Origin of the sequence: Paracoccus sp. NBH48, from assembly GCF_015390265.1 — a bacterium.
Classification (GTDB): Bacteria; Pseudomonadota; Alphaproteobacteria; order Rhodobacterales; family Rhodobacteraceae; genus Paracoccus; species Paracoccus marcusii.
Map to the genome: position 1 here is coordinate 73,081 of NZ_VUOJ01000002.1, position 15,037 is coordinate 88,117.

Below are 15,037 nucleotides of genomic sequence, written 5' to 3' on the forward strand. Positions count from 1 at the left end.
CGATGGATTGCGCCTGCGGCCATGCCCATACCCCCGCCCTGGACCCTTCAGGCACGCCGGTGCCCCTGTCGCCTGCCCCCGTCGCCCTGCACGGACGCCTGATCTGTCACGACACGGCGCAGATGCTGACCGCGCTGGACCTGCTGCAGGATCATGCCGATGCCAGCCGCGCCGAGCCGGGATGCCTGCGCTTTGACATCGCGCAATCCGACGACCCGATGGTCTGGTCCCTGTCCGAGGTCTTTGCCGATGAGGACGCGTTCGCGGCGCATCAGGCCCGCACGGCATCCAGCCCCTGGGGCCTGCGCAGCCGCGACATGGGCCGCGATTTCCATCGCCACGCCGCTCAGGTCATGATCCGGCCCGAGGTCCCGTCGGATCACGCAGCCCTGGACACCCTTCTGGTACGCGCATTCGATGGCCCGGCCGAGGCCCGCCTGCTGCGCGCGCTGCGGGCTGATGGCGATCTGTCCCAGGCGCTGGTGGCCCATGTCGAAGGGGTGCCGGTCGGCCTTGTCGCCCTGTCACCCCTGCAGGCGGCGGAACCCGCATTCGCCTTGGCGCCGCTGGCTGTCCATCCGGCCATGCAGCGGCGCGGCATCGGTCGGGCGCTGATCGATGCCGCACTGCGCGCCGCGACGGGGCCGGTCGTGGTCCTGGGCGATCCCACGGTCTATGCCGGATCGGGTTTCGTCCCCGCGGATCTGGCATCCCCCTATGCGGGGCCTGGCCTGCAGATCCACGGCAGTCTGCCCCGGGGCAGCGCCGTGACCCATGCCGGGGCCTTTACGGCCCTGTGACGGCGCGCCCCTTGCGGCGCTGCCCGGCAGGGTCCACATCTGACGCCGAAGCATTTTGAAAGGACCCACCATGGCAGGCAACACCGTCTTCGATGCAACCGATCCGGCGCGCGCCAAGGGCGATTTCGGCACCCTGCCCGAATGGGATCTCAGCGACCTCTATACCTCCCCCGACAGCCCCGAACTGACCGCGGACATCGCGCGCATCGAGACGCAGGCGCAGGCCTTTGCCGCCAAATATCAGGGCAAGCTGGCCGACCTGACGCCCGCGCAGATGCTGGAGGCGGTCGAGGCGTTCGAGCAAATCAATATCCTGGCCGGGCGCGTCATGTCCTATATCGGGCTGCGCTATTACCAGAACACCACCGACCCGGTCCGTGCCAAGCAGATGGGCGACCTGCAGGCGCGCATCACCGATCTGACGACGCCGATCATCTTCTTCTCGCTGGAGTTCAACCGCATCCCCGATGCGACCTACGAATCCATGTTCACCGCCGCGGACGGCCCTGCCCGCTACAAGCCAGTCTTCGACCGGATGCGCGCGATGCGGCCCCACCAACTGTCGGACGAGCTGGAGCAGTTCCTGCACGACACTTCGGTCGTCGGCGCCGCCGCATGGAACCGCCTGTTCGACGAAACAACCGCCGCCCTGACCTTTGACGTCGACGGAGAGACCTTGGGCTTGGAGGCCACGCTGAACCTGCTGACCGACCACGACCGGGCACGACGCGAGGCCGCCGCCCATGCGCTGGCCAAGGTCTTCACCGCGAATGTTGGGCTGTTCACGCGCATCCACAACACGCTGGCCAAGGAAATGGCGATCGAGGACAAGTGGCGCAAGATGCCCACGCCGCAATACGGCCGTCACCTGTCGAACCATGTCGAACCCGAGGTGGTCGAGGCGCTGCGCAATGCCGTCACCGCCGCCTATCCCCGCCTGTCGCACCGCTATTACGCGCTGAAGGCGAAATGGCTGGGGCTGGACAAGCTGCAGGTCTGGGACCGGAACGCGCCGCTGCCGACCGACGCGCCCCGCGTGATCGACTGGCCCGAGGCGCGGTCGACGGTCCTGGACGCCTATGCCGGCTTCTCGCCGGAACTGGCCGAACTGGCCGAACCGTTCTTCGACAGGGGCTGGATCGACGCGGGCGTCAAGCCGGGCAAGGCGCCGGGCGCGTTCGCGCACCCGACCGTCTCGACCGCGCATCCCTATATCCTGCTGAACTATCTGGGCAAACCGCGCGACGTGATGACCTTGGCGCACGAACTGGGCCACGGCGTTCATCAGCGTCTGGCCGCCCGTCAGGGAGAGCTGCTGTCCTCGACGCCGCTGACCCTGGCGGAAACCGCGTCCGTCTTCGGTGAGATGCTGACCTTCCGCGCGCTGCTGGCCAAGACCACGGACCCCGCGCAGAAGAAGGCCCTGCTGGCGGGCAAGGTAGAGGACATGATCAACACGGTCGTCCGTCAGATCGCGTTCTATGATTTCGAATGCCGCCTGCACGCCGCCCGCGCCGAGGGAGAACTGACCCCCGACGACATCAACGCGCTTTGGATGGCCGTCCAGCATGAAAGCCTGGGCCCGGTCTTCGAATACATGCCGGGATACGAGACGTTCTGGACCTATGTCCCGCATTTCGTGCATTCGCCCTTCTACGTCTATGCCTATGCCTTCGGCGACGGGCTGGTGAATGCGCTCTATGCCGCCTACGAGGACGGCCTGCCGAACTTTCAGGACAAGTATTTCGACCTGCTGAAGGCCGGCGGCTCCAAGCATCACCGCGAACTGCTAGCACCGTTCGGCCTGGATGCGTCCGACCCGGCCTTCTGGGACAAGGGCCTGTCCATGATCGAGAGCCTGATCGACCAGCTGGAGGCGCTGGAGGCGTGATCCCGTCTGGCGTCCCCGGTCCGTCGCGCTAGACTGTGCGCGACGGATCGGAGGAGTCATGTGGAAACGGGTGCTGCTGGGGACGGGCGCGGTCCTGGCGATGGGCGTGGCGGGGTTTCTGACCTTCGCCCCGGCCTATGTCGAACGCGGGATGAACCCCGTCACCATGCCGGCAGAAGGCTGGCCGGTCACGGCAGAGGCGCAGGCCCTGCATGACCGGCTGGTGATCGGCGACTGGCATTCCGATGCGTTGTTGTGGGACCGCGACCTGCTGGACCGTGCGGATCGGGGGCATACCGACGTTCCGCGCCTGCTGGACGGGAACATGGCGGTGCAGGTCTTCACCACCGTCACGAAAAGCCCCCGCGGCCAGAACTATGACCACAACGCCACCGATACCGGCGACAACATCACGCCCCTGTTCATCGGACAGCTGCGCCCGCCGCGCAGCTGGTTCTCCCTGCGTGAACGGGCGCTGGTGCAGGCGCAGGCGTTGCAGGACGCCGCGGATCGCGCACCTGACCGGCTGCGGGTGATCCGCAGCCGCGCCGATCTGGCCGACCATCTGGCGCGGCGGCAGGCAGGCGCGCAGGTCCTGGGCGCGGTGCTGGGATCGGAAGGCGGTCACCCTCTGGAGGGCGATCCGGGCAATCTGGACGTGCTCTATGACGCGGGCTTCCGGTTGATGGGGCTGACGCATTTCTTCGACAACGAACTGGGCGGCAGTCTGCACGGAGAGGGCGGCACCGGCGCGGGCCTGTCCGATTTCGGGCGTCAGGTGGCGGACGCGATGATCGCGCGCGGCATGATCATCGACGTGACCCATGCCAGCCCGCAGATGGTGCGCGACGTGCTGGCCATTCCGGGCGCGCGGCCGGTCCTGTCCCATACCGGCATCACCCGCCACTGTCCCAGCCCCCGCAACCTGCCCGACGATCTGATCGCGGACATCGCGCAGGCGGGCGGGATCATCGGCGTCGGGTTCTGGTCGGACGTGGTCTGTGGATCGACGCCCGCCGACGTGGCCCAAGCCATCGCAGCCGCGATCGAGGTCGCCGGAGAGGACCACGTCTCGCTCGGCTCGGACTGGGACGGGTCGGTCGATACGCCGTTCGACGCCGCCCATCTTTCGGCACTGACCCAGGCCCTGCTTGACCAGGGCCTGTCGGAAGTGCAGATCGCCAAGGTCATGGGGGGCAACATGATGGCCTATCTGGCCGAAACCCTGCCCGAGAACTGAGAGGAACCGATGAAACGCACGACCTTGCTGCATGCCGAACTGTCCGGGCTGATCGCCGCCTTCGGCCATGGCGACATGCTGGTGATCGGCGATGCCGGGCTGCCCGTGCCCGCCGGCGTCCGGGTCATCGACCTGGCCCTGACCCGCGGCATTCCGGGCGTCTTCGACGTGCTGGATGCGGTGCTGGCCGAACTGGTCGTCGAACGTTCGGCGATGGCGACCGAAACCGCCCCCGACCTGCAGGCCGAATTCGCGCGACGCGACATCGGAGCGGTCACCATGCTGTCGCATGACGACTTCAAGGCGGCGTCGCGCCACGCCCGCGCGATCGTGCGGACTGGGGAATGCACCCCCTATGCCAATCTGGCCCTTTACGCCGGCGTGGCGTTTTAGACGGAACCGATGCGCCGATATTGCGTTGCAAGCCCAGATGCTTATCCACAAGGAGACTGAGCGATGCAGAAGAAGATCCTGGGCCTGACCGCCGTTCTGGCCATGATGACGCTGGCCGCCTGCGAAACCGTGCAGGGTGCGGGCCGCGACATCTCGACCGCCGGCGCGGTCGTCCAGCAGGAAAGCGCCGAGGCTCAAGCCGGGATGTGATCCTAATCGATCGGCACGACATGACGGCCCCCCGCAGCCTGCTGCCGGGGGCTTTCTCATGCGCATGGGACATTGGATACGGAACCCGATGCCGATCTGGTCCGTTTGAACGTATCCCTTAAAGAAACGATGAGGCCATCATGCGGATTATCCTGATGGCGCTGCTGGCGCTGCCCCTGCCCGCCCATGCTTTCACCGCCCGCAATGGCATGGAGGCCCGTCAGGTCGATGCGACCGATATCGCGGTCCCGTTCGAGGCGGGCCGGACCGACACGGATTACTGGTGCGCCGCCGGTGATCTTGCGCATCAGGTGATGAACCAGCCGGTCGCGACGCGCATCTGGCGCGCCAGTCCCAAGCCGCGCGAGGCAGGTCAGGGCATCCTGTTCACGCTGGACCCGGCTCGCCAGGCGCAGGGCGCGGGCCTGTCCCAGTTCGGATCAGGGCCGCGCGATGGCGCACTGTCGGTCGGTCAGGCCGTGGCCAGTCATTGCCGCATCATCATTCCCTTCATTCGGGAATGACGATCAGTTGTCCATCTTCAGCGCCTGGATGAAGGCCGTCTGCGGGATCTCGACCTTGCCGAACTGACGCATCTTCTTCTTGCCGGCCTTCTGCTTCTCCAGCAGCTTCTTTTTCCTCGTGGCGTCGCCGCCATAGCACTTGGCGGTCACGTCCTTGCGCATGGCTGACAGCGTCTCGCGTGCGATCACGCGGGCGCCGATGGCGGCCTGGATCGGGATCTTGAACATGTGCCGCGGGATCAGGTCCTTGAGCTTTTCGACCATCGCGCGGCCACGGCTTTCGGCACGGTCGCGATGAACCATGATCGACAGCGCGTCCACCGGTTCGTCGTTCACCAGGATCGACATCTTGACCAGGAAATCCTCGCGGTACTCGCTAATCTGATAGTCAAAGCTGGCATAGCCCTTGGTCACCGACTTCAGCCGGTCATAGAAGTCGAACACGACCTCGGCCAACGGCAGGTCATAGACCACCATCGCCCGCGCGCCGGCATAGGTCAGGTCCAGCTGGATGCCGCGACGGTCCTGGCACAGTTTCAGCACGTCGCCCAGATATTCATCCGGCACCATGATCGTGGCCTTGATGCGCGGCTCCTCGATATGGTCGACATGGGTCAGGTCCGGCATGTCGGCGGGGTTGTGCAGGTCGCGCACCTCGCCGTCGCGCATGTGGAGCTTGAAGACCACCGACGGCGCCGTGGTGATCAGGTCCAGGTCGTATTCGCGCTCAAGCCGGTCACGGATGACCTCAAGGTGCAGAAGCCCAAGAAACCCGCAGCGGAAGCCGAACCCCAGGGCCGCCGACGTCTCCATCTCATAGCTGAAGCTGGCATCGTTCAGGGCCAGCTTCTCGATGGCGTCGCGCAGGGGTTCGAAATCGTTGGCGTCCACCGGGAACAGACCGCAGAACACCACCGGCTGCGCCGGCTTGAAGCCCGGCAACGCCGTGGCACAGGGCTTGCGTTCCTGGGTGATCGTGTCGCCCACGCGCGTGTCGCGGACCTGCTTGATCGAGCCGGTGAAGACACCGATTTCACCCGGGCCCAGTTCGGCGATGTCGACCATCTGCGGCGTCAGGACGGCCAGCTTGTCGATGCGGTGGCTGGCGCCTGTCTGCATCATCTTGATCTGGTCGCCCTTGCGGATCACCCCATCCATGACGCGGATCATCACGACAACGCCCAGATAGGCGTCGTACCAGCTGTCCACCAGCATCGCCTTCAGCGGCGCGTCGCGGTCGCCCTTGGGCGCGGGCAGGCGCGTGACGATGGCCTCCAGGACGTCCGGGATGCCCAGACCGGTCTTGGCGCTGATCGGGATCGCGTCCTGCGCGTCGATGCCGATGACTTCCTCGATGTTCTCCTTGACGCGGTCGGGCTCGGCCGCGGGCAGGTCGATCTTGTTCAGGACCGGCACGATCTCGTGGCCTGCGTCGATCGCCTGATAGACGTTGGCCAGCGTCTGCGCCTCGACGCCCTGGCTGGCGTCGACGACCAGCAGCGACCCCTCGACCGCGCGCATCGACCGGCTGACCTCATAGGCAAAGTCCACGTGGCCCGGCGTGTCGATCAGGTTCAGGACATAGGTCCGGCCGTCCTTGGCCGGATAGCTGATCCGCACCGTGTTGGCCTTGATGGTGATCCCGCGCTCGCGCTCGATATCCATGCTGTCCAGCATCTGGGCCTTCATGTCGCGATCCGCGACAGTGCCCGTGGACTGGATCAGCCGGTCGGCCAAGGTGGATTTCCCGTGGTCGATATGCGCCACGATCGAAAAATTGCGGATGAGGTCAAGGTCGGTCATGGGCGGGCTATACAGCCCCGCAAAGGCCGCGAAAAGAGGGTTTCGCGGCCCTGCGTTATTTGGTGTCAGGGCGCGGTCGGAAGGTCCGCGGCCTTCAGCATCAGGCGCGCGACCTCGGCCGACGAGGCCGGGTTCTGGCCGGTGACCAGGTTGCCATCGGCGACGGCAAAGGGCTGCCAGTCCGGGCCCTTCTGATGATGGCCGCCCTGGGCCTTCAACTGGTCCTCCAGCATGAACGGGACGACATCGGACAGGCCGACCGCGTCCTCCTCGCTGTTGGTGAACCCCGCCACGCGACGGCCGTGGACCAGCGGATCACCCGAGGCGAGACGCGCCGACAGCAGGCCGGCCGGCCCGTGGCAGACCGCGCCGACGACCGCACCCTTGTCGAACGCCCGGCCCAGCAGATCGCCCAGGGCCTTCGAATTGGGCAGGTCCCACATCGTGCCGTGACCGCCCGGAAGGAACACGATGTCGCAACCGGACACCTCGACGTCCTCGACCTTGGTGGTGTTCTCCAGCTTGTTCATGACCGCCTCGTCGGCCAGCAGGCGGCGGACCTCGTCGGTCATCGCGTCGCCCTCGGCCGAGGAGGGGTCCGCCGGGGGCTTGCCGCCCTTGATGCTGGCCAGCTCGATCTGCCAGCCCGCGTCCGACAGGATCCAATAGGGGGCGGCCAGCTCCTCCCAATAGAAACCCGTCGGTTTGCCGGTATCGCCAAGCGTGTCGTGCGAGGTCAGGATGAACAGGGCCTTGGGCATGGTAAACCTCCTTGAGGGATGCAAAAATCACCACGATGCCGGGATGGCGCCATGGCGTTCGGCACGTCAATGTTCTCCGACGCGTCTGGGTTCCCGGTCGCGATGTCGCACCGGTGCGACCATCTGGGTCGCGCGGCCGCCAAGGCCCCTCGATGGGGCCGCAGGCGGCCTCGTCCGCCCAAGCCACGCGCGGGCAGGATCTCAGCCGGGACCGGGTCGCACCAGGCTGTCGACGGGGCGCCTGCGCCGCAGCCCCGCCTCGCGCCACATCGCATAGCCCCCCGCCAGCGCGATCAACGCCGCCCCTGCCAAGGTGGCCGCATCGGGCCGCTCGCCAAAGATCACCGCCGCCACGACCAGCGCAAAGGCCAGCCGCGTGTATCGGAACGGCGCGACGACCGACGCCTCGCCCAGACGCGAGGCCGCCACCAGCGTCGCATAGCCCACGACGCCGAACACCACCGTCCCCGCCAGCAAGACGACCTCGATCGGGCCAGGCATCACCGGCGCGGGCCCGGCCAGCAAGCCCAGCACCACCCCCGCCGGAATCATCGCGCCATAGGCCGAGGCCGACAGTTGATCCGACGCCACCCCCGGCGGAATGCGCCGCGTGGCCAGATCGCGCAGCGTCAGCCCCGCGACGCCCGCCACCGCCCACAGCATCGCAGGCTGGAACGCCGCCGTCCCGGGCCGCAGGATCAGCAGCACCCCCGCGAACCCGACCGCCACCGACAGCCAGCGGCGCCACCCGACCTTTTCGCCCAGAAACAGCGCAGCGCCCAGCACTAGCGTCAGCGGCAGCACCTGCAGGATCGCCGAAGTCACCGCCAGATCACCCACCGCCAGCGCCGTCACCAGGCAGACGGCCCCCACGATCTCTCCGGCATTGCGCAACAGCGCCATGGGATGGATCAGGTCACCTGTCCAAAGACGCCCTCCCCGCCGCGCCAGACGCGTCCAGAATATCGCACCCGCGACCACCCCCACCATCGCCAGCAATTGCCATACCGGCATCGTCCGGGTCAGCACCTTGAGAAACGCATCCTCGACCGCGAACATCGCCATTGATGCCGACATGAACAGCGCGGCACGCCCGTTGTCGGTCACGCCGCACCTTCCAGGTCGGCGATCAGCGCGGGCAGTCCGCCCATGTCGGACAGCTGATGCAGGCGCGGATGATCAGGCGCCTCGGCATGTTCATGGCTCCAGGTCAGGTCATGCGGGATGAAGACCCCCGTCCCGCCCAGATCCAGCACCGGGATCACGTCGCTGCGCATCGAATTGCCCGCCATCAGGAACCGCGACGGCTGCACCCCCTGCCCCATCAGGACCCGGGCATAGGCCTCGGGCGTCTTGTCGGCCAGGATATGCACCGCCGCGAATCGCTCGGCCAGGCCAGAGGCTGCGAACTTGCGCTCCTGATCCATCAGGTCGCCCTTGGTGATCAGGATCAGCCGCCGCCCCTCCAGCGCGTCCAAGGCTTGTTCCACGCCCGGCAGTAGGGTCACGGGATGGGCCAGCATCTCGGCGCCCAGGTCCAGGATGCGGGCGATCTGGCGGCCCTCGATGCGTCCGTCGGTCAACTCGATCGCGGTCTGGACCATCGACAGCATGAAGCCCTTGATGCCGTAACCGTAGCGCGCAAGGTTCACGCTTTCCGTGTCGTACAGCCGCGCCGCGATGGTCTCGGCGTCGCCGTGGTCCGACAGCAGCGCGCAGAACTCGGCCTCGGTGACGCGAAAGAACGTCTCGTTCTCCCACAGCGTGTCGTCGGCATCCAGCCCAATGGCGTCAAACAGGGTCATGTCGTCCTCTTGCGGGCGGCGCCGCGCTGTTTCAGGATCGAACGACCCAGCACAGGAGCGCCCGATGATCTATTCCGTCCCCGACATGAGCTGCGACCACTGCAAGGCCGCGATCGAGGCCGCCGTCGCCGGGGCTGGCGGCCGCGCAACCGTCGATCTGCCCGAAAAGCGTGTCACCGTCGAGGGGCTGGATCCCGCCACCGCGCAATCCGCCCTGACCGCCGCGGGCTTCACCCCCCACCCGCTGCCTGCCACATGACCCCGATCACCAAGTTCGCCGCGATTGAGCGGCGGGCCGCTTGATGCTAGGATCGACCGATCGGCCTATGCGGGCAAGAACCGGACCAACCGGCGCGCGGCCGTCCGAGGCATTTCGAGGAGACAGTCCCATGCTGAACCGTTTCGTGATCGCGGCCGCCGCGATCGTCATGACGACCCCCCTGGCCATGGCCGGACCCATCGACAGCGCCTGCGTCCGGTCGGACCGCGCGCGCGGCAACGCACCGCTGTGCGGCTGCATCCAGCAGGTCGCGAACCAGACCCTGTCCCGGTCGGACCAGCGCCAGGCGGCGCAGTTCTTCCGCGAGCCGCATCGCGCCCAAGAGGTCCGCACGTCAAAGCGTGACGCGGACAACGCCTTCTGGGCCCGCTACCGCAATTTCGCGGCGCAATCCGAACGGCTGTGCCGCTGATCTGAACTAACAGGCTGGCCCGCTTGGGTCAGCCGATGCGGGCCAAGATCTCATCCGTCAGCGCGGCCATCTCGGCCGTTGCGGGACCTTTGGGGCGTTCGATCGCCCCCAGACCCAGTCCCAGGGTCTCGGCATAGACGACGCGGTTTGCGACCTGCGTGTCGGCCACCTGCGCGCCCAGCTCGGCCGCCTTCTGCGCCACTTCGACCGACAGGCGCGTGTTGGGGCGGGTGCGGTTCAGGACCACCAGCACATCCGCCTTGTCGCGCCGCGCCAGATCCAGGACCCCCTCGGTCGCCCACAGGTCGACATGGCTGGTGGCCACCGGCACCACCACCAGATCCGCCACACGCAGCGCCGGGCGCAGGTCGCTGTCGATCTTGGGCGGCGTGTCGATGATGACGTAATCGAACCGACGCTTCAGCTTCTCCGATTCGTAGCTGGCCCCCCAGGCCGACGAGGTCGAGAAATCCATCGCCTCGTCCTCTCCTACCGCGGACATGCGTTCCATGAACCAGCGGCCCAGGCTGCCCTGCGGATCGGTGTCGACCAGGGCGACGGAGTGACCCCGCGCATGCAGGCTGACCGCCAGATTGACGGCCAGCGTCGTTTTGCCCGATCCGCCCTTTTGCTGAGCCACCGTGATGATCCGACCTGACATTGCGACAATCCCCCGCGTTTGGCCCAGCCTAGGGTCCAACGCGGCCGATTGCACCAAGTTTCTGCATGTGCAGCATCAGGGATGCACGGACTGAACCTCGTACATCACGGGCTCGAACGACTTGCACATTCCGTGGATTTCCCGGTTCCGGCGACGCATCTCGGGGTCGCGCAGCATCGCTTGGTAATCGCGGCGGTCGCGCCACTGCGAATAGGTGGCGATGCGGGTCTGCGCGTCGTTCAGATGGATCGCCCCGCCCAGGCAGCCGGCCTGTCTGCTGATGACCTGCGCCCAAGCCTCGGTCAGCAGGTCCAGCACGTCATGCGCGGTACCGGGGGTCACCTCGAAGGTGGTGATGACGGTCTGGCCGTCGAAATCGGGCGTGATGCGGGGCATGGGCTGGCCTTTCATGGGCATGGTCCTGCCATCAGCGTAACCCCCAAGCCCCTTGGCGCAAAGTGCCATTGCAGGGCGCTGCACGATGTGCATCCTGCCGGGACGAAACAGCAAGGACACGCCATGACCCCGGTATTCGACGGCCACAACGATTTCCTGCAGCGCGTCGTGGCGGCGGGCGCGGATGCCGACCAGCTTTGGCTGCATGGCGACGGCACCGGCCATCTGGACCTGCCCCGGATGCAGGCCGGCGGCATGGTCGGCGGTTTCTTCGCGATCTGGATACCGACACCGGCAGGGCTGGGCGACGACCATGCGATGGACGCGATGGAGAACCCGCCCTTCGAGCTGCCCCTGCCCGCCCAGATCGCGTCCGACGTGGCCCTGCCCCAGGCTTTCGCACAGGCGGCGGCATTGCTGGCGCTGGAGCGGACCGGCACCCTGGACATCGTGCGCGACGCCGCAGGGTTGCGCGCAACCATCGCGGCCGGGCGGATCGCCGCGATCATGCACATGGAGGGGGCCGAGGCGATCCGCGACCGCGACGCGTTGCATTTGTGGCACGCGGCGGGGCTGCGCTCGCTTGGGCCTGTCTGGTCGCGGCCCACCCAGTTCGGCGAGGGCGTGCCCTTCGCCTTTCCCGCCAGCCCCGACATGGGTGGCCCGCTGACCCCCGAAGGTCATGCCCTGGTCGCGGATTGCAACGCGCTTGGCATCATGCTGGACCTGTCGCACCTGAACCAGGCCGGTTTCGACGACGTGGCCCGGCTGTCGGACGCGCCCCTCGTCGCCAGCCACAGCGCCGTGCATGCCTTCAGCGAAAGCAGCCGCAACCTGACCGACCGGCAGCTGCGCCAGATCGCGGACAGCAAGGGCTTGGTCGGACTGAACTTCGCCTCCAGCTTCCTGCGGCCTGACGGGCGGCGCCAGCCATTGGAGGATCTGGGCATGATGATCCGGCATCTGGATCACCTGCTGGAGATCCTGGGGGAAGATGGCGTAGCCTTGGGGTCCGATTTCGACGGCGCGCTGATGCCGCGTGATCTGCCCGACGCATCGGCGCTGCCTGTGCTGATCAAGGCGATGGACGATGCCGGTTACGGCCCCGACCTGATCCGCAAGATCGCCTGCGACAACTGGATCGGCCTGCTGGAACGCACCTGGCGCTAGGCGGGCCGGGGTTCCGGCCCTGCGTGTCTCACTCGGTTTCGGTCTGGCCGGGCGTTGCGACCTGCGCCACCGCGATCATCTGCGCCAGTTCGGGGTCGGCCGCGGGATCGGCCAACGCGTAACGCTCGGTCAGGCTGGCGGGGGACAGTTCCACCCCGCTGATGACCTGCGCGCCGGGCGCCGCCGGCCCATAGGTCTGGCCGCTGACCGCGAAATAGACCGCGCCCGAATTGCCTGTCCGCAGCACGGGCGGCTGTTCCAGCGGCGGCAGCGCAAAGCGTTCGCCCGCATCCATGATCTTTTCCAGCAGCACCGTGCCGTCCGCCGATGTCACGCGCACCCAGGCCGGACGTGCCGCCATCAGCTCCAACGGGGGTGCATCCGGGGCCAGCGTGCGCACGACGCTTTCCACGGCGGCGGGCTGAGCGGTCTGCAAGGCGCCGATGGCGCCAGGCGTTCCGGTCGGCACCTGCGCCACGCCCGCCTGCTGGGCCAGCGCGTTCTGGGGAAGCGGCACCTGCGCGACCTGTCCCGCCGAGGCGATCACATCCTCGACCGTGGCAGAGCTGTCCAGCAGACCGGGATCGATCGCCGCGATGGGCCCGTCGCGCGCGGTCAGGACCGGTGCCTCGAGGATCTGCGGACGGTACAGACGATCCAGCGCCTCGGGCTGGGGCAGGCTCAGCGCGATGTCGCTGCCCTGTCCGCCATCGATGGCAGGGTCCGACAGCCCCGCGCCCTGCGTCGGGTCCAGTTCGGCGACCACCGTGGGCAGATCATCGCCCGGGGTCAGCGTGACGCGTTGGACCTCCTGCAGGACGGCCCATCCGCCATAGCCCAGCCCGCCGATTAGCGCCATCAGCACGAAGATCGCGCCGACGGCCCGAGGCTCGACCTCGGACAAGAATCCGCGTTCCTGAGGGATGAACAAGGCGCGAGGATTGGCCAGCGCTTCGGCAGGGTCGGACGGACGGCGGCCCGGCTTGGGCCCGGCAGCGGCAGGAGCCATGCCATGCGTCGGCTGAAAGCCAGATTCCTGACAGAACCGCCGGAAGACCCAGTCGGGGTCCATGCCCAGATAACGCGCATAAGAGCGCACATAGCCCGAGATAAAGCTGGGCGCGTCAAAGGCCGAGACGTCGCAGTTCTCGATCGCGGCGACATAGGAGGCACGGATGCGCAATTCGCGCTGGACGTCCAGAAGGGACTTGCCCAACGTCGCCCGCTCTCCGCGCATCAGATCGCCCAACCGCGTGTCATCGTCCAGGAACACTGCCGTATCCCCGACTTGCACGAAATCTTCTGCCGGGTCAGGTGCCCGCAGCCTGCTCATTGCCTATGCCTCATCCGCTTGTTATAGGCTGCCTCCGAATCGAAGGCTACCAAAGCTTCTTTAGCCAAAGGTTATCACGCAGGCGAGAGCAGTTCACCCGTGGATTGCATTACGCGCTCAATTCCGCGCGATTCAGGGCACAGTGCGACCACAGTGCATCCATCGCCCGGACCAGGTGATCGATCTGCTTCGGATCGTGCACCGGCGACGGGGTAAAGCGCAGCCGTTCGGTCCCGCGCGGGACCGTGGGGAAGTTGATCGGCTGGACGTAGATGCCGTAATCGCGCAGCAGCATGTCGGACAGCGCCTTGCAGTGCACGGGATGACCGACATGGACAGGCACGATATGGCTGCCGTGGTCGATGATCGGCATACCGAGCGATTTCAGGCGCATCTTCAGGATGCGGGCATGCAGCTGCTGCGCATCGCGCAGCTTCTGCCCCTCGGCCGTCTTCAGCAGCGCGATGGACGCCGCGGCCCCCGCTGCAACCGCCGGTGGCAGAGACGTGGTGAAGATGAACCCTGGCGCATAGGACCGTATCGCGTCGCACATCTTGTCGCTGGCCGCGATATAGCCGCCGAACACGCCGAACGCCTTGCCCAGAGTGCCGTTGATGATGTCGATGCGATCCGACAGCCCGTCGCGTTCCGCGACGCCGCCGCCCCGCTTGCCGTACATGCCGACGGCATGAACCTCGTCCAGATAGGTCAGCGCGCCGAACTCGTCGGCCAGATCGCAGAACCCCTCGATCGGGCCGAAATCGCCGTCCATCGAATAGATGGATTCGAAGGCGATCAGCTTGGGCGCGTCCGGGTCGTCCGCGGCCAGCAGCTCGCGCAGATGCGCCAGATCGTTGTGCCGGAAGATGCGCTTGGCGCCGCCATTGCGCTTGATCCCCTCGATCATGGACGCGTGGTTCAGCTCGTCCGAATAGATGATCAGGCCGGGAAACAGCTTGGGCAGCGTGGACAGCGTCGCGTCATTCGCGATGTAGGCGCTGGAGAAGACCAGGGCCGCCTGCTTGTCGTGCAGGTCCGCCAGTTCGGATTCCAGACGCTTGTGATAGACCGTGGTGCCGCTGATGTTGCGCGTGCCGCCGGACCCCGCGCCGGTGGCGTCCAGCGCCTCGTGCATCGCGGCCAGGACGGTCGGGTGCTGACCCATGCCCAGATAGTCGTTTCCGCACCACACGGTGATTTCCTGGCGTTCGCCGTCGGGGCGATTCCAGACCGCCTGCGGGAACCGGCCCTGCGCACGTTCGATGTCGATGAAGGTGCGATAGCGCCCTTCTTCGTGCAGACGTGCAAGGGCCTTGTCCAAGGCGACATCATATTTCATGGCGGGCGATCCCTTGCAT

General features: G+C 66.9%; 17 protein-coding genes. 9 read left to right on the forward strand and 8 right to left on the reverse strand.

Translation table 11 applies throughout. The features are described from left to right. The first annotated feature begins 2 nt into the window (after positions 1-2). The 6 genes from F1642_RS03830 to F1642_RS03855 all read left to right on the forward strand — a co-directional run bounded on the left by F1642_RS03830 (position 3) and on the right by F1642_RS03855 (position 5,058). The gene (locus tag F1642_RS03830; protein WP_194885519.1) at positions 3-800 is read left to right on the forward strand and encodes a GNAT family N-acetyltransferase; all 798 of its coding nucleotides are present in this window, start codon (positions 3-5) and stop codon (positions 798-800) included. Positions 801-870: 70 nt separating this feature from the next. Continuing rightward, positions 871-2,691 (forward strand): M3 family oligoendopeptidase, encoded by a 1,821-nt coding sequence (locus tag F1642_RS03835; protein ID WP_194885520.1) that lies wholly within the window; start codon positions 871-873, stop codon positions 2,689-2,691. A 58-nt stretch (positions 2,692-2,749) separates the two neighbouring features. Next, entirely contained in the window at positions 2,750-3,931 is a 1,182-nt protein-coding gene (locus F1642_RS03840) for a dipeptidase (RefSeq protein ID WP_194885521.1), read from the forward strand. Between the two features lie 9 nt (positions 3,932-3,940). Next, on the forward strand, positions 3,941-4,324 hold the full coding sequence (rbsD, locus tag F1642_RS03845) for a D-ribose pyranase (protein ID WP_194885522.1): 384 nt from the start codon (positions 3,941-3,943) through the stop codon (positions 4,322-4,324). Between the two features lie 63 nt (positions 4,325-4,387). Continuing rightward, positions 4,388-4,534: an entericidin A/B family lipoprotein gene (locus tag F1642_RS03850; RefSeq protein WP_064503532.1), complete on the forward strand. Its 147-nt coding sequence runs from the start codon at positions 4,388-4,390 to the stop codon at positions 4,532-4,534. A 140-nt stretch (positions 4,535-4,674) separates the two neighbouring features. Continuing rightward, positions 4,675-5,058 (forward strand): hypothetical protein, encoded by a 384-nt coding sequence (locus F1642_RS03855; RefSeq protein ID WP_194885523.1) that lies wholly within the window; start codon positions 4,675-4,677, stop codon positions 5,056-5,058. A 3-nt stretch (positions 5,059-5,061) separates the two neighbouring features. Here the strand turns inward: F1642_RS03855 and lepA are convergent, their stop codons facing one another. The 4 genes from lepA to F1642_RS03875 all read right to left on the reverse strand — a co-directional run bounded on the left by lepA (position 5,062) and on the right by F1642_RS03875 (position 9,427). Beyond that, positions 5,062-6,861 (reverse strand): translation elongation factor 4, encoded by a 1,800-nt coding sequence (gene lepA / locus F1642_RS03860; protein ID WP_127898630.1) that lies wholly within the window; start codon positions 6,859-6,861, stop codon positions 5,062-5,064. A 65-nt stretch (positions 6,862-6,926) separates the two neighbouring features. Beyond that, positions 6,927-7,622, reverse strand: a complete 696-nt coding sequence (locus F1642_RS03865) for a type 1 glutamine amidotransferase domain-containing protein (protein WP_045981218.1) — start codon at positions 7,620-7,622, stop codon at positions 6,927-6,929. A 201-nt stretch (positions 7,623-7,823) separates the two neighbouring features. Beyond that, positions 7,824-8,729 carry a DMT family transporter gene (locus F1642_RS03870; protein WP_370582769.1) on the reverse strand — a complete coding sequence of 302 codons (906 nt, stop codon included), beginning with the start codon at positions 8,727-8,729 and terminating at the stop codon, positions 7,824-7,826. Beyond that, complete coding sequence (locus tag F1642_RS03875) at positions 8,726-9,427, reverse strand: HAD family hydrolase (protein WP_194885524.1); 702 nt, start codon at positions 9,425-9,427, stop codon at positions 8,726-8,728. Before F1642_RS03875 ends, F1642_RS03870 begins: the two co-directional genes overlap by 4 nt. A gap of 64 nt (positions 9,428-9,491) precedes the next feature. Here F1642_RS03875 and F1642_RS03880 point away from each other — a divergent pair, with 64 nt between their 5' ends. Beyond that, a complete protein-coding gene (locus tag F1642_RS03880) occupies positions 9,492-9,686 on the forward strand; it encodes a cation transporter (RefSeq protein ID WP_045999077.1) in 195 nt (64 codons plus the stop codon). A 130-nt stretch (positions 9,687-9,816) separates the two neighbouring features. Next, complete coding sequence (locus F1642_RS03885; protein WP_052714596.1) at positions 9,817-10,119, forward strand: hypothetical protein; 303 nt, start codon at positions 9,817-9,819, stop codon at positions 10,117-10,119. Between the two features lie 28 nt (positions 10,120-10,147). Here F1642_RS03885 and parA read toward each other — a convergent pair whose 3' ends face one another. Beyond that, positions 10,148-10,780, reverse strand: coding sequence for a ParA family partition ATPase (gene parA, locus F1642_RS03890; protein ID WP_045999076.1), 633 nt, complete (start codon positions 10,778-10,780; stop codon positions 10,148-10,150). A 75-nt stretch (positions 10,781-10,855) separates the two neighbouring features. After that, positions 10,856-11,176, reverse strand: coding sequence for an antibiotic biosynthesis monooxygenase (locus F1642_RS03895; RefSeq protein WP_045999606.1), 321 nt, complete (start codon positions 11,174-11,176; stop codon positions 10,856-10,858). A gap of 123 nt (positions 11,177-11,299) precedes the next feature. On the opposite strand from F1642_RS03895, the gene F1642_RS03900 reads away from it, so the two are divergent. Next, positions 11,300-12,346: a dipeptidase gene (locus F1642_RS03900; RefSeq protein ID WP_194885525.1), complete on the forward strand. Its 1,047-nt coding sequence runs from the start codon at positions 11,300-11,302 to the stop codon at positions 12,344-12,346. Between the two features lie 28 nt (positions 12,347-12,374). Here the strand turns inward: F1642_RS03900 and F1642_RS03905 are convergent, their stop codons facing one another. Both F1642_RS03905 and hemA read right to left on the reverse strand, forming a co-directional pair. Next, a complete protein-coding gene (locus tag F1642_RS03905; protein WP_194885741.1) occupies positions 12,375-13,583 on the reverse strand; it encodes a helix-turn-helix domain-containing protein in 1,209 nt (402 codons plus the stop codon). Positions 13,584-13,788: 205 nt separating this feature from the next. Beyond that, a complete protein-coding gene (hemA, locus tag F1642_RS03910) occupies positions 13,789-15,018 on the reverse strand; it encodes a 5-aminolevulinate synthase (protein WP_045999074.1) in 1,230 nt (409 codons plus the stop codon). Positions 15,019-15,037 lie beyond the last annotated feature (19 nt).